Source organism: Marinimicrobium locisalis (assembly GCF_039822625.1).
Taxonomy (GTDB): domain Bacteria; phylum Pseudomonadota; class Gammaproteobacteria; order Pseudomonadales; family Cellvibrionaceae; genus Marinimicrobium; species Marinimicrobium locisalis.
Window position 1 is genome coordinate 39529 of the sequence record NZ_JBDLLG010000011.1, and the last position, 14106, is coordinate 53634.

Annotated in this window: 14 protein-coding genes; 12 read left to right on the forward strand and 2 right to left on the reverse strand. The window is 56.7% G+C overall.

Annotated features, from left to right (window positions below):
• The 10 genes from rpsE to rplQ all read left to right on the forward strand — a co-directional run bounded on the left by rpsE (position 1) and on the right by rplQ (position 5794).
• Positions 1-510: a 30S ribosomal protein S5 gene (gene rpsE / locus AAE514_RS08455; protein ID WP_027330613.1), complete on the forward strand. Its 510-nt coding sequence runs from the start codon at positions 1-3 to the stop codon at positions 508-510.
• A gap of 36 nt (positions 511-546) precedes the next feature.
• Entirely contained in the window at positions 547-732 is a 186-nt protein-coding gene (rpmD, locus tag AAE514_RS08460; RefSeq protein ID WP_027330612.1) for a 50S ribosomal protein L30, read from the forward strand.
• A gap of 1 nt (position 733) precedes the next feature.
• Positions 734-1168 carry a 50S ribosomal protein L15 gene (rplO, locus tag AAE514_RS08465; protein WP_347331094.1) on the forward strand — a complete coding sequence of 145 codons (435 nt, stop codon included), beginning with the start codon at positions 734-736 and terminating at the stop codon, positions 1166-1168.
• A gap of 10 nt (positions 1169-1178) precedes the next feature.
• The gene (gene secY / locus AAE514_RS08470) at positions 1179-2516 is read left to right on the forward strand and encodes a preprotein translocase subunit SecY (RefSeq protein ID WP_347331095.1); all 1338 of its coding nucleotides are present in this window, start codon (positions 1179-1181) and stop codon (positions 2514-2516) included.
• Positions 2517-2538: 22 nt separating this feature from the next.
• Entirely contained in the window at positions 2539-2655 is a 117-nt protein-coding gene (gene rpmJ / locus AAE514_RS08475) for a 50S ribosomal protein L36 (protein WP_081666256.1), read from the forward strand.
• Between the two features lie 189 nt (positions 2656-2844).
• Complete coding sequence (rpsM, locus tag AAE514_RS08480; protein WP_347331096.1) at positions 2845-3201, forward strand: 30S ribosomal protein S13; 357 nt, start codon at positions 2845-2847, stop codon at positions 3199-3201.
• Between the two features lie 55 nt (positions 3202-3256).
• Positions 3257-3652, forward strand: coding sequence for a 30S ribosomal protein S11 (gene rpsK / locus AAE514_RS08485; RefSeq protein WP_347331097.1), 396 nt, complete (start codon positions 3257-3259; stop codon positions 3650-3652).
• A 13-nt stretch (positions 3653-3665) separates the two neighbouring features.
• Positions 3666-4286: a 30S ribosomal protein S4 gene (gene rpsD / locus AAE514_RS08490; protein WP_347331098.1), complete on the forward strand. Its 621-nt coding sequence runs from the start codon at positions 3666-3668 to the stop codon at positions 4284-4286.
• A 26-nt stretch (positions 4287-4312) separates the two neighbouring features.
• The gene (locus AAE514_RS08495; RefSeq protein WP_347331099.1) at positions 4313-5302 is read left to right on the forward strand and encodes a DNA-directed RNA polymerase subunit alpha; all 990 of its coding nucleotides are present in this window, start codon (positions 4313-4315) and stop codon (positions 5300-5302) included.
• Between the two features lie 81 nt (positions 5303-5383).
• The gene (gene rplQ / locus AAE514_RS08500) at positions 5384-5794 is read left to right on the forward strand and encodes a 50S ribosomal protein L17 (protein ID WP_347331100.1); all 411 of its coding nucleotides are present in this window, start codon (positions 5384-5386) and stop codon (positions 5792-5794) included.
• A gap of 128 nt (positions 5795-5922) precedes the next feature.
• On the opposite strand, the gene uvrA is transcribed toward rplQ, so the two are convergent.
• On the reverse strand, positions 5923-8799 hold the full coding sequence (uvrA, locus tag AAE514_RS08505) for an excinuclease ABC subunit UvrA (RefSeq protein WP_347331101.1): 2877 nt from the start codon (positions 8797-8799) through the stop codon (positions 5923-5925).
• 308 nt (positions 8800-9107) lie between these two features.
• On the opposite strand from uvrA, the gene AAE514_RS08510 reads away from it, so the two are divergent.
• Complete coding sequence (locus AAE514_RS08510) at positions 9108-10481, forward strand: MFS transporter (protein ID WP_347331102.1); 1374 nt, start codon at positions 9108-9110, stop codon at positions 10479-10481.
• A 79-nt stretch (positions 10482-10560) separates the two neighbouring features.
• Complete coding sequence (gene ssb, locus AAE514_RS08515) at positions 10561-11103, forward strand: single-stranded DNA-binding protein (RefSeq protein ID WP_347331103.1); 543 nt, start codon at positions 10561-10563, stop codon at positions 11101-11103.
• A 110-nt stretch (positions 11104-11213) separates the two neighbouring features.
• On the opposite strand, the gene AAE514_RS08520 is transcribed toward ssb, so the two are convergent.
• Positions 11214-13994: a TonB-dependent receptor gene (locus AAE514_RS08520; protein ID WP_347331104.1), complete on the reverse strand. Its 2781-nt coding sequence runs from the start codon at positions 13992-13994 to the stop codon at positions 11214-11216.
• Between the last annotated feature and the right edge of the window lie 112 nt (positions 13995-14106).

Below are 14106 nucleotides of genomic sequence, written 5' to 3' on the forward strand. Positions count from 1 at the left end.
ATGGCATACGCGAAGAAAGATGACGGCAACAACGAAGGCTTCCAGGAAAAGCTGGTACAGGTCAACCGAGTTGCCAAAACTGTAAAGGGTGGTCGTATCTTTGCCTTTACCGCGCTGACAGTCGTCGGCGACGGAAATGGTAAGGTCGGCTTTGGTCGTGGTAAAGCGCGGGAAGTGCCCGTTGCTATTCAAAAAGCAATGGAGGCGGCTCGTCGCAACATGATCGACGTTGAACTGAATGGTGATACACTGCAGTACCCCACAAAGGGTCGTCATGGCGCTTCCAAAGTGTTCATGCAGCCGGCCTCTCAAGGTACTGGTGTAATTGCCGGTGGTGCCATGCGCTCCGTGCTCGAAATTGCCGGCGTGCAGAACGTACTGGCAAAGTGCTACGGTTCCACCAACCCGGTGAACGTTGTTCGCGCCACTTTCAATGCGCTGAAGTCCATGGCCTCACCCGAGTCCGTTGCGGCTAAGCGTGGAAAAAGTGTCGAAGATATCCTGAATTAATTGGCGTAAGCCAGTTTTTGATTGCGGAATACGACCATGGCTAAGAAAATGATTAAAGTGACTCAAGTCCGGAGCGCCGCCGGTCGCCTGAAAAAGCACCAGGCTAGCGTAGCGGGTTTGGGCCTGCGCCGTATCGGCCACACCGTTGAGGTGGAAGACACTCCCTCCGTGCGTGGGATGATTAATTCTGTTAACTATCTGGTCAAGGTAGAGGGAGAGTAAGATGCGTCTTAACACGCTGAGCCCCGCCCCCGGTAGCGTCCACAGCAAAAAGCGTGTGGGTCGTGGTATCGGTAGTGGCCTGGGTAAGACCGCCGGGCGCGGTCACAAAGGCTTGAAATCCCGCTCCGGCGGCACCGTTGCTCCGGGTTTCGAAGGCGGCCAGATGCCGCTGCAGAAACGTCTGCCGAAGTATGGCTTCAGCTCCCGCATTGGTCGGGTAACGGCTGAAGTTCGCCTTTCCGAGCTTAACAAGGTCGAAGGTGACACGGTGGATATTGAGACTCTGAAGCAGGCGGATGTGATTGGTGCCAGTATGAAGCGCGCCAAGATCTTTGTCTCTGGTGAGCTCAAAAAGGCGGTAACAGTTAGAGGTGTGGCTGTCACCAAAGGTGCCAAGGCTGCCATCGAAGCGGCCGGCGGGAAAGTCGAAGAGTAAGGGGCGCCAAATGGCAACTCCCGGCAATCCATCGCTGGCGAATCAGAAAGGGTTGGGCGAGCTTTGGGCTCGCCTACGCTTTTTGTTCCTGGCGATCGTAGTCTACCGGATCGGTACCCATATTCCGGTTCCGGGTTTGGATCCAGAGCGGATTGCGAACCTGTTTAATCAGAATCAGGGTACTATTCTGGGAATGTTCAATATGTTCTCCGGGGGTGCCCTGGAGCGCATGAGTATTCTGGCGTTGGGCATTATGCCCTACATTTCTGCATCGATTATCATGCAGTTGATGACCGCCGTGACCCCTTCTTTGGAACAGTTGAAGAAGGAAGGTGACGCCGGCCGGCGCAAGATCAACCAGTACACCCGCTACGGCACCGTACTGCTGGCCACCGTTCAGGCGATGGCAATGTCGGTCAGCTTTTCCGGTTTTGCCTATGGTGGCGAGGCGGACTTTGCGTTCCACTTCGTCGCCGTGACTTCATTGGTCACCGGGGCGGTGTTCATGATGTGGTTGGGTGAGCAGGTTACCGAGAAGGGTATTGGCAACGGTATTTCCATGCTGATCTTCGCCGGTATCGTGGCCGGCTTGCCCGGTGCAATCGGCCAGGCCTTTGAAAGCTCGCGCCAAGGTGACTTGCACTTGCTCGTTCTGCTGGTGATCGCGGTAATCGGCCTAGCGGTAATTTGGGGCGTAGTCCGGGTTGAGCGTGGGCAGCGTCGGATCACGGTGAACTATGCCAAGCGTCAACAGGGCCGTAGCGCCTACGCCGCCCAGACCAGTCACTTGCCGCTGAAAATCAATATGGCGGGTGTGATTCCGGCGATTTTTGCCAGCAGTATTTTGCTGTTCCCGGCCTCTATCGCGCAGTGGTTCGGTGAGGGGGGCGACGGCTTTGCCAGCGACTTCCTGCAGGATCTGGCGTTGGCAATTGGCCCGGGACAGCCACTGAATATTTTGCTGTTCGCGGCCCTGATCTCGTTCTTCTGCTTCTTCTATACGGCGTTGATGTTCAACCCGAAGGAAGTCGCGGATAACCTGAAGAAGTCCGGTGCTTACATTCCGGGTATACGCCCGGGGGAGCAGTCGGCCCGTTATATTGACAGTGTTCTGACCCGTTTGACCGTGGTGGGCGCTGTCTATATGTCGGCTGTGTGTCTGATGCCGCAGTTCCTGGTAGTGGCCGCTGACGTGCCTTTCTACTTGGGCGGGACCTCACTGCTGATTGTTGTGGTGGTGGTTATGGACTTTATGTCCCAGGTTCAGGCGCACCTGATGTCTCATCAGTACGACTCACTGATGAAGAAATCTAACTTGAAGGGATATGGCAGCGGCAACGCTCGCTAATCCCCAGACGTAGGGTAGGATCATGAAAGTTCGTGCTTCTGTTAAAAAGATCTGCCGTAACTGCAAAATGGTTAAGCGCAACGGTGTTCTGCGGGTAATCTGCCACGCCGAGCCTCGCCATAAGCAGCGGCAGGGTTAAGAATTGACCAGTTCCGCCCCCCTCGGAGGGGCGGGCTGTTCAGTAGGGGGCGTTGACTGTCGTCCGGCGAGAAATCTCCGGGCTATTGCTTTTTGGTGATTTTATCGCTATCCTTGCGCGCCTTTTAGGGGTGTGGGTGGCGTAGATTGCCGTCAACGCTGCAATTTTAGTGTTACTGGAGTATTTTGAATGGCCCGTATTGCTGGTGTAAACATACCAGATCACAAGCACGCGGTTGTTTCCCTGACTTATGTCTATGGGATTGGCCGTACCACCGCTCGGCAGATCTGTGCTGCTACAGGCGTCGCTGAAGACGTCAAAATGGGCAGTCTTTCCGATGAACAGCTCGACGTTATCCGCGCCGAGGTGGGCAAGCATACCGTAGAGGGTGACTTGCGCCGCGTTGTGTCAATGAACATTAAGCGTTTGATGGACCTGGGTTGTTACCGGGGTTTGCGTCACCGTCGTAGTTTGCCGGTGAATGGTCAGCGCACCAAAACCAACGCTCGCACTCGTAAGGGCCCGCGTAAGCCGATTAAACGCTAATCGCGCTGCGCCAGTCATTCAAAGTACGGTAACCACAGGTTAGGAAGAGATTGCTATGGCGAAGCCAGGTAATAAAACCGCAACGAAAAAGAAAATCAAAAAGACGGTGGTCGATGGGGTAGCCCATATCCACGCGTCTTTTAATAACACCATTGTCACCATCACCGATCGCCAGGGGAATACCCTGAGCTGGGCAACCTCCGGTGGCTCCGGCTTCCGCGGTTCTCGTAAGAGCACCCCGTTTGCTGCTCAGGTAGCGGCGGAACGTGCCGGTGAGGCAGCGAAAGAATACGGTCTTAAGAACCTCGACGTAGAAGTGAAGGGCCCCGGCCCCGGCCGCGAATCCGCTGTTCGCGCACTTAATAATGTTGGTTTTAAAGTGACCAATATTGTCGACGTTACGCCGATTCCGCACAACGGCTGCCGTCCTCCCAAGAAACGTCGAGTGTAAGGGGATATAGATAATGGCTCGTTATATAGGACCTACATGTAAACTGTCCCGCCGCGAGGGCACTGACCTCTTTCTCAAGAGTGGTGCGCGCGCGTTGGACTCCAAGTGTAAACTGGAAAGCGTTCCCGGCCAGCACGGCCAGCGTCGCGGTCGTCTGTCGGATTACGGTGTTCAGCTTCGTGAGAAGCAGAAAGTACGCCGCACTTACGGCATGATGGAGAAGCAGTTCCGCAGCTACTACAAAGAAGCCGCTCGTCGTAAAGGCGCTACCGGTGAGAACTTGCTCAAGCTGCTGGAAGGCCGTCTGGATAATGTTGTTTATCGCATGGGCTTCGGTTCCACTCGCGCGGAGGCGCGCCAGTTGGTAACCCACAAGGCGATCAGCGTTAATGGTAAGACTCTGAACATCCCTTCCTACCAAGTGAAGGAAGGCGAGGTGATTGCCGTGCGTGAGAAGGCAAAGAATCAGTTGCGTATTCAGAACGCTCTGACACTTGCCGGCCAGCGCAGCAATGTCGAGTGGATCGATGTGAACACGGATAAGAAAGAAGGTGTTTTCACCCGAGTTCCCGATCGCAGTGAATTGCCCGCTGAAATCAACGAGAACCTTATTGTCGAGCTTTACTCCAAGTAAGGGACTAACCGCTAACAGGTGTGGCTATGCAGACTGCAGTAAACGAATTTTTGACACCGCGTCATATCGATGTGACTGAAAACAGCCCAACCCACGCCCGCGTGGTGTTGGAGCCGCTTGAACGCGGTTTCGGTCATACTCTGGGGAATGCCCTACGGCGTATTCTGCTCTCCTCCATGGCGGGCTGTGCCGTTACTGAAGCCGAGATTGACGGTGTACTGCACGAGTACAGCGCCATTGAAGGTGTGCGGGAAGATGTTATCGAAATCCTGCTTAACCTGAAGAATGTGGCCGTCGTCATGCACGGTAAGGATCGCGCCGTACTGTCCTTGAAGAAGAAGGGCCCCGGCGTTGTTACCGCTGGTGATATCCAGGTGGATCACGATATCGAGGTGAAGAACCCCGAACACGTGATCGCGCATATCACGGGTAACACCGAACTGAACATGCGCCTGACCGTCGCTCGTGGTCGCGGTTACGAGCCGGCTGATGCTCGTCGTCACGACGAGGACGAAAGCCGTGCCATTGGTCGCTTGCAGTTGGACGCGACCTACAGCCCGGTTCGTCGCTTGGCTTATACCGTGGAAAGCGCCCGGGTTGAGCAGCGTACCGACTTGGATAAGCTGATTCTGGACCTTGAGACCAACGGTACCATTGATCCGGAAGAGGCTATCCGTCGCGCCGCGACTATCCTTCAGCAGCAGCTGGCGGTATTTGTCGACTTGGAAGCAGAAAAGCAATCTACTCCGGAAGAGAAGGAAGAAGCCATTGATCCGGTTCTTCTGCGTCCGGTGGACGATCTGGAACTGACTGTTCGTTCAGCCAACTGTCTGAAGGCAGAGAACATCTACTATATTGGCGATCTGATTCAGCGCACTGAAGTTGAGTTGCTGAAAACGCCGAATCTTGGTAAGAAGTCTCTGACCGAAATCAAGGATGTATTGGCATCGCGCGGTCTGTCGCTCGGTATGCGTTTGGAGAACTGGCCGCCAGCCAGCTTGAAGAACGAAGACTGATTCAATATTGTTTCGTCGCCGGCGCACGCCGGCGGTTAACGAGATCGCTGTGAAGCGATCGTTAGTGAAGGGTTTAGCGTCATGCGTCATCGTCATAGTGGCCGTCAACTGAATCGTAATAGCTCTCATCGCAAAGCCATGTTTCGCAATATGACTGCGTCACTGGTGGAGCACGAGCTGATTAAAACTACACTGCCCAAGGCCAAAGAGCTGCGTCGCGTCGCCGAGCCGCTCATTACCTTGGCGAAGAAAGACAGCGTTTCAAATCGCCGTCTGGCATTCAGCCGCCTGCGTGATAAAGAAGCGGTTGGCAAGCTGTTTGCTGAGCTGGGTCCCCGGTACGAAACTCGTCCCGGTGGTTACATTCGCATCTTGAAGTGCGGCTTCCGCTCCGGTGACAAGGCCCCAATGGCCTATGTCGAGCTGGTGGATCGTCCGCAAGTGGAAGCGGCGGATGAACCAGTAGAAGCGACAGAAACGGCCGAACAGTAAGTTCGGTTAGCTTCTGCGCCCCAACCGGATCTTGGTGGGGGCTCTGGGAGGCGTCTCGAAAAAGCCAGGCATTGCCTGGCTTTTTTGTATTTGCGTTTTAATCGCTAAGTGCTCCCTTGGGTCGTCCCTCAGATCGATTTAGCGCTGTCAGCTTTGGCGCGCCCCTTTTTGCGCTTTTGAGAGAGCTCCAGCATGGGCTTTAGGAAGCGGCCGGTGTGGGAATGGCGTAGCTGGGAGACCTCTTCAGGGGTGCCGCTGGCAATAATGTCTCCGCCGCCGGAGCCACCCTCGGGCCCCAGGTCAATAAGCCAATCGGCGGTTTTAATCACATCCAGGTTGTGCTCGATAACCACCACTGTGTTGCCGTGATCGCGTAGACGATGCAGCACGGTCAACAACTGCTCAATGTCGTAAAAGTGCAGGCCGGTGGTGGGTTCATCAAGGATATAGAGCGTCTGCCCGGTATCCCGCTTGGAAAGCTCGCGAGAGAGTTTGACTCGCTGCGCCTCGCCTCCCGAAAGGGTGGTGGCGGCCTGGCCCAGCCGAATATAGGAAAGGCCGACGTCCATCAACGTTTGGAGCTTTTTGGCAATTGCCGGGATGGGATCGAAAAATTCTCGAGCCTCCTCCACGGTAAGCTCCAATACTTCGTGAATGTTTTTCCCTTTATACTTCACTTCGAGCGTCTCCCGGTTGTAACGCTTGCCTTTACAGACGTCGCAAGGCACATATACATCGGGTAGGAAGTGCATTTCCACCTTCGTGACACCGTCGCCCTGGCAGGCTTCGCAGCGCCCTCCGCGAACGTTAAAACTGAACCGTCCGGGCTTGTAGCCCCGCGAGCGCGCTTCCTGGGTGCCGGCAAAGAGTTCGCGAATGGGGGTAAAGATGCCGGTGTACGTGGCCGGGTTGGAGCGCGGCGTACGTCCGATGGGGCTTTGGTCAATGTCGACACACTTGTCGAAAAGCTCCAGTCCTTCCACCGCCTCGTAAGGCGCCGGCGTCAAGGTCGTGGCGCCGTTCAGGGCGGTGGCTGCGATGGGATGGAGTGTGGCATTGATGAGGGTCGACTTGCCTGAACCGGACACACCGGTTACACAGGTCATCAAGCCGACGGGCAACTCCAGAGTGACCCCTTTGAGGTTATTGCCACTGGCGCCGCTGATCTTCAAGAGCCGCGAGGTGTCCACGGGGAGCCGTTTAGAAGGTACGGCAATTTCCCGCTTGCCACTGAGGTATTCGCCGGTGATGGAGCCCTCGGCCTTCATGATGGCGTTGACGTCACCCTGAGCGATGATCTTGCCTCCATGCACCCCGGCACCGGGGCCAATGTCGATGACGTGGTCCGCCTGGCGGATGGCATCCTCGTCGTGCTCTACCACGATGACGCTGTTGCCAATGTCTCGCAGGTAAGTAAGTGTTCGCAACAGCCGCTCATTGTCACGCTGGTGCAGGCCGATTGAGGGCTCATCCAGGATGTACATTACCCCCACCAGGCCTGCCCCTATCTGGCTGGCCAAGCGGATTCGCTGCGCTTCGCCGCCTGAGAGGCTGTCGGCGCTTCGGCTCAGGCTCAGGTAGTTAAGCCCGACATCCACCAGGAAGCGAAACCGGTCCCGCAGCTCCTTCAGGATTTTTTCCGCAATGCTCGCCTTGCGGCCCTTGAAGCTCAGCAGGTTGAAGTAGTCATAGGCCGCGCCCACGGGCAGCTCGGTCATTTCCGGTAAGGTGCGCTCGTCGACAAAGACGTTGCGTGCCTCCTCCCGCAAGCGCGCCCCGTGGCACTCCGGGCAGGCTTGGGTGGACAGATACTTCGCCAGCTCCTCGCGCACGGAGGAAGATTCGGTATCCCGATAGCGTCGCTCCATATTGGGGAGGACACCCTCAAAGCGATGGCGCCGCTGGTACACGTCCCCCCGCTCGTTGATGTAGCTGAAGTCAATTTCCTCGTCCCCGGAGCCATACAGCACCACGCGACGGTCCTTGGCTTTGAGCTTTTTCCAGGGGGTGTCGATATCGAAGCGGTAATGCTCAGCCAGCGAGTCGAGCATATGGAAGTAGTAGATGTTGCGCTGATCCCAGCCCCGTATGGCCCCTTCAGGGAGGGACGCGTCCGGGTTTTGCACCACCCGTGACTCGTCGAAAAATTGTTTGACGCCCAGGCCGTCGCAGGTGGGGCAGGCGCCCGCCGGATTGTTGAAGGAAAACAGCCGGGGTTCGAGCTCGCTCAGGCTATAGTCGCACACCGGGCAGGCGTGCTTGGCGGAAAACAAGCGGTCGTCTTCCTCGCCGTCCATAAAGCTGATGGCCACCAGCCCTTCGGTGAGGTTCAGCGCGGTTTCAAACGATTCGGCCAGGCGGGTTTGCAGGTCGGGCCGAACCTTGAAACGATCGACGACGACTTCAATGGTGTGTTTCTTTTTCTTGTCGAGCTTGGGCAGATCGTCCAGGTCCACCAGGATGTTGTCGATGCGCGCCCGAATGAAGCCCTCTCGTTTCAGTTGCTCGAAGATATGTAAGTGCTCACCTTTGCGGTCGCGGATCACCGGCGCAAGGAGCATCAGCTTAGTGCCTTCGGGCAGTCCCAAGACGGTGTCGACCATTTCGCTGATGGTTTGAGCGGAGAGCGGCTCGCCGTGCACCGGGCAGCGGGGCTCGCCCACGCGCGCGAAGAGCAGGCGCAGGTAGTCGTAGATTTCGGTGATAGTGCCGACGGTGGAGCGGGGGTTGTGGGAGGTGGATTTTTGTTCGATGGAGATGGCTGGGCTGAGGCCTTCGACGTGGTCGACGTCGGGTTTTTCCATCATGGAGAGGAATTGCCGGGCGTAGGTGGAGAGGGATTCCACGTAGCGCCGTTGGCCTTCGGCGTAGAGGGTGTCGAAGGCGAGTGAGGACTTACCCGAGCCGGACAGGCCGGTTATGACAACGAGCTTGTCCCGGGGGATGTCGAGGTCGATGTTCTTGAGATTGTGAGTACGCGCGCCTCGAACCAGAATGGTATCCATCGTTACTCCCGAAATCACCAAAACTCACCATTATACGCAAACCTCTTGGTGTCTGGTCACCCATGTTGTAAAGGAGTGTAGGGGGTGGTTTTGGCGTCGAGTCCGGGTCGAGGTGGGGTATACCCGTCGGAGACTCTCTGAGGCATGGATGCCGATGAGAAGCCCCCATGGATGGGTTCACGGCGGGTCTACCAATGGTGCTCCCCTCGGCTGACCGAGCGCCATGGAGAAAGCAACGGGGATAAGTGCGGGCCAACCAGTGTGTTAGAATCCGCCTCCCAATTCTTCACGTGAACCAGGAGCGATCCTTGCCTATCGTCCAGGCCCCGTCTTTTGAGCGCCGCACCGTGGTTTCCCTCGCCCTGCTATACGCCTTCCGTATGCTCGGGCTATTCATGGTGCTGCCCGTACTCACCCTCTACGGCGACGAGTACCTCCATTCCAGCCCCATGCTGCTCGGGCTGGCACTGGGCGCCTACGGCTTCAGCCAAGCGCTGCTGCAAATACCCTTCGGCATCCTCTCCGACCGCATCGGTCGCAAGCCCGTCATCGCCGCCGGTTTGTTAGTGTTCACTCTCGGCAGCGCCCTTGCCGCCCAGGCCGATACCGTCTACGAGCTTGTCTTCGGTCGGCTGTTGCAGGGCGGTGGGGCGATTGCCGGAGCCGTGATGGCGCTAATGGCCGATTTGACCTCCGAAGAGAATCGTACCAAGGCCATGGCCACTATCGGCGGAGCCATCGGGGTGTCCTTTTCCCTGGCGCTCGTGATCGGGCCGCTATTGGCCGCCTGGGGCGGCATGGCCGCGATCTTCTGGTTAACCGCCGCGCTGGGGTTGGTGGGGTTGTTTGTGCTCTGGAAGCTTGTGCCTACGGTCCAGCGACCACCGCGTCGGCGTCGCGAAGTGGGGGCTGTGCCCGAGTTGATACGCGAAGTGCTGGCTAACCGCGAACTGCTGCGCCTGAATTTGGGCATCTTTGTGCTGCACTTTGTGTTGATGGCACTTTTTCTGGTGATGCCTGTGCGGTTGGAAGCCGAGCTGGACTTCGCCCGGGGGAGCCATTGGCTGGTGTATCTGCCGCTGCTGGCGGGGGCGTTTGTCGCCATGCTCCCATTCATTATTATCGGGGAAAAGCGCCGGCAGATGAAACCTGTGTTTCTTGGGGCGATTGTGCTCCTGGGGTTGTCCTTGGCTTGCATGCCCCTGGTGTCGGTTCGCTGGGCGGTGCTGGGGCTGCTGTTTGCCTTCTTCATGGCCTTCAACCTCCTTGAGGCCAGCCTCCCCTCATTGGTGAGCAAAACCGCACCGGCCGGGGGCAAGGGGACGGCCACCAGTATCTACGCCAGCTGCCAGTTCCTGGGGGCCTTCCTGGGGGGGGCTCTGGGTGGACTGGTGTTCCAGCAGGGCGGCATTGCGGGGGTGTCGATTCTGTCAGTCCTGTTGGTACTGCTTTGGGCCGTCACAGCCTGGGGGATGCGTCCGCCGCGTTACCTGGCGAGCCTGTTGATGCCGCTCCATGGGCGCGTGAGTGACGACTTTACGGACCAGCTCCACGGCGTTGCCGGGGTGGAAGAGGTCGTTGTGGTGGAAAGTGAAGGTACGGCCTACCTCAAAGTCGATCCGCGACAAGTGGATCGGAAGCAGCTTGCCAGGATTGCGGAGCAGTGTGTACGGCCACAGTGAGCCAATCGCCGCTGACAGCCGGGGTGCCGCTGGTGTATCCTGACGGATATTTAACGATTTTATTAGGTAGGAGAGGAACATGGCTCGGGGAATCAACAAAGTCATCCTGATCGGCAATCTGGGGGCTGACCCGGAAACCCGCTACATGCCTTCAGGCGGCGCGGTCACCAACATCAATGTGGCCACTTCGGAAACCTGGAAGGATAAGCAGACCGGCCAGCCACAAGAGCGTACCGAATGGCACCGCTGCGTATTCTTTAACCGTCTGGCCGAGATTGCCGGCGAGTACCTGAAAAAAGGCAGCAAAGTCTACATTGAAGGCTCTCTGCGCACGCGCAAGTGGCAGGGCCAGGACGGTCAGGACCGGTATACCACCGAAATTGTCTGCAACGAAATGCAGATGCTCGATAGCCGCGGTGGCGGTGAGGGCGGTTTTGGTGGCGGCTATGGCAACCAGCAGTCAGGCCCGTCCGATAACAACTACTCCGCCCCTCAAGGTGGCGGCTACGGCGGCGGCCAGGGCGGCCCAGCCCAGGGTGGCGGAGGCTCTTCAGCCCCCCGGGGCGGCCAACAGCAGCCCGCCGGTGGCTTTGACAGCTTTGATGACGATATTCCGTTTTGAAAATTATTTAGGGTCCCTTACAGGGTTCCTTACAAAGACAGTGGACACCAACAAAAAGAGCCGCCCAAAAGGGCGGCTCTTTTTGTTGGTTGGCTTGCTGCGTGGCTGACTTAGAAGCTGGCACGAATACCCAATGCGTACCGAGCGCTGTTGGTTTGAGCGTACAAGAACTGGTCTTTGAAGCGGCTGTATTTGTGGGTTTCTTCGGAGGTGACGTTGATCCCCTCAATGAAGACCGTCAAAGAGTCAGTCAGATCGTAGCTCGCCGACAGGTCGATCTGGCCATACGAGTCAACCTGAGTCGGTTCACCAGTTGTGGTTTCGTAGGTGTGGCCAAAGCTTTCTACAAAAGAGTCACGCCAATTGTAGGCGATCCGAGCCTGGATGCCGTTTTTGTCGTAGAAGCCAATCAAGTTGGCAGAGTCACTGAAGCCGATGAAGGCCGATGAGTCGAACTGATCGGTCTCGAAGGGCGTGTCAGTATCGACAACAGTGGCATTCGCAATCATGCCGAAACCGCTGTCCGAAAACGCGTACTGAAGGGCAAACTCAGCACCGCGGACCTTTTTGGTGTCCTGGTTTTGAGGGCGCGTAAAGTTGTAGACCACATCTTCACCCGTTGCCGGATTAGTGACGCCTTCGATGGTTTCAGTTTCGCCATATTCCACAATGAAATTATCGACCACTTTATGGAACAGACCGACAGAAGCGTAGCTAGTGTCGTCAAAATACCACTCCGCAGACAGGTCCACGTTATCGGACATATAGGGCTTCAGTTCCGGATTACCCGCGGAGCCCAAGCCCGGCTCGCCGTCGTCGCGAATATCTCCGAAGCTGCGGGAGGAGCGCATGTTGCCCAACTCTGGGCGAGTGATGGTGCGAGAGGCTGCAAAACGCAGGACCACCTCATCTGTCGCTTCAAAGTTGATCGACATGTTCGGCAGGAACACATCGTAGTCACCACCGTCGGTATAGGGGGTGTTTTCCGAGAAGGTTCGGCTCATGTTCTCTGCGACGTTTGAGTCACTGGGAACAATTTCGAGGCCAGTCAATGTCGATTCCAGAGAGGTCGACTCAACAGATGTATTTTCAATACGCGAGCCTGCCACCAAGGTCAACGGTCGACCAGCCAGCTCGGTGTAGGATGTCAATTCTACGTAAGCGGCTACCGTCTCTTCGTTGATTTCATACCAGTCGATCTGTTCGACGAGGTCCAGACCGATATAACCGGGCATTTGAGACAGCGTTTCTTCCCAGGTATGTGCTGCATAAGGATCAAACGTAATAAAGGAGGTGGAGCCGACAAAGTCATGATTGATTGTGTCGATTCCGTAGCCAGCCGCCTCGGCCTCAGCGACGGTCTCAAACAGGCCGTTATAGGTTTCGGTTTCGTACTCGGTGCCCTCGCCATCCCAATCCTGCTCGAAAGTGCCCACGAGAGGGAAGTACCCTCGGAATGAGTAGGCACGACCAGATTCAGACCCATCAGTACCCTTGTTATTGTTGTAGCTCTTTACGAGCTTGGTCTGATCGGTATACATCATGCCCGCCTTCAGAGTGGCGGTGTCACCTTCAAATGCGTAGTCAAACCGCAGCTGATCCAACTCATCCAGGTTGTTGTTGGAGTAAACGTCCTGCTGATGAAGCTTTGCGTCACTCAAGCTCAGCTGAGAGCCGTCGAAATAGTGTGTTGCAACACCATTACGAGTATCGAACATAAGGTCAATTGGAACGGCCTGAACATCGGAGGCGTTCACGTTCCGCTCCTGGTCCGGGTTTCTTTCAGCGCTGGAAGTGGCAAAATCGAAAGATAATATTTGCTCGTCCGTTACCCGCCACTCTACATTCAAGCCTAGCTGTTCAATGATAAAGCGGCTTTCCGGAGCCCGCATGAACATGTCCAGCCCTACGTCATTGGCTCCCATGCTGGTTAATGTTTCCGACCCATTGACAGAGGCCGGGGTGTCATACTGGTGTCCAAACCAGTAGGCGCTTTCTACATCCCTGCCGGTGATTTTTAGGTCAGAGTAGTTGGCGTCCAGCGTCGCGGTCAGCGAATCGGTGGGTGCAAACTGCCCGGTGATGCTGGCATTCAGTCGCTCACGCTTTTGGGTTTGGCGGCCCAACGCCGACTGGGTCGGGTAGTAATTCGCCGGCGCATCGCCGTTGTCATACTCCAGGCGTGGGCTACCCCAGCCGCGCTCTCTAACAATTTCCTCACGGTTGTTCCAGCGGCGTACTTCTACCCAATCATTCTCGGCTTCACGCTCTTGGTAACTGACCGCAGCCAGCACACCAAAGGTGTCAGTTGCTTTGCTAAACAGGCCCGACACGGCGGGGGTGGTACTGCCTGCGTCGACGTCAGACAGCATCTTTACGGAGCCAGTAAGCTTGTCGCCGATGTCCAGCGGGCGAGCGGTTTTGACGTCGATAGTCGCGCCGATGCCCCCGGAGGGAACGGTTGAGGAAGCGGTTTTATAAACACTGACGCCGCTCACCATTTCAGCGGCAATGGTGTCAAACCGGAAGCCGCGGCCTGTGGCGGGGGCGGGCATGGAGCGACCGTTCAAGGTGACCGCGTTGAATTGCGGGCCAAGGCCGCGGACGGTCACGCTGTTACCTTCGCCGCCGCTGCGGCTAATGGAGACGCCGGTAATGCGCTGTAAGGATTCCGCCAAGTTGGTGTCTGGGAATTTACCGATATCTTCCGCGGAAATGGCGTCGACTACGCCCGTGGAGTTGCGCTTGATGTCCATGGCTTGCTCAAGGCTGGCTCGGATGCCGGTCACGACTACTTCTTCTATCAGGTCCGCTTCTTGAGCGTGTGCTCCGGCAGAGGCCAGGGCAACTGCCGCAGCAATGGGTTTGAGGGTACTTTTTTTGAGTGACATAACAATTTCCTTTCGTGAGGGTTAATCTTACTGTTATTGTTTACAGTGATTCTAGTTGCTTCGCTGGGCTCACTCCCCCGGCGTCGCCTGTTCGGAGGTAAGGGCCTGGCGG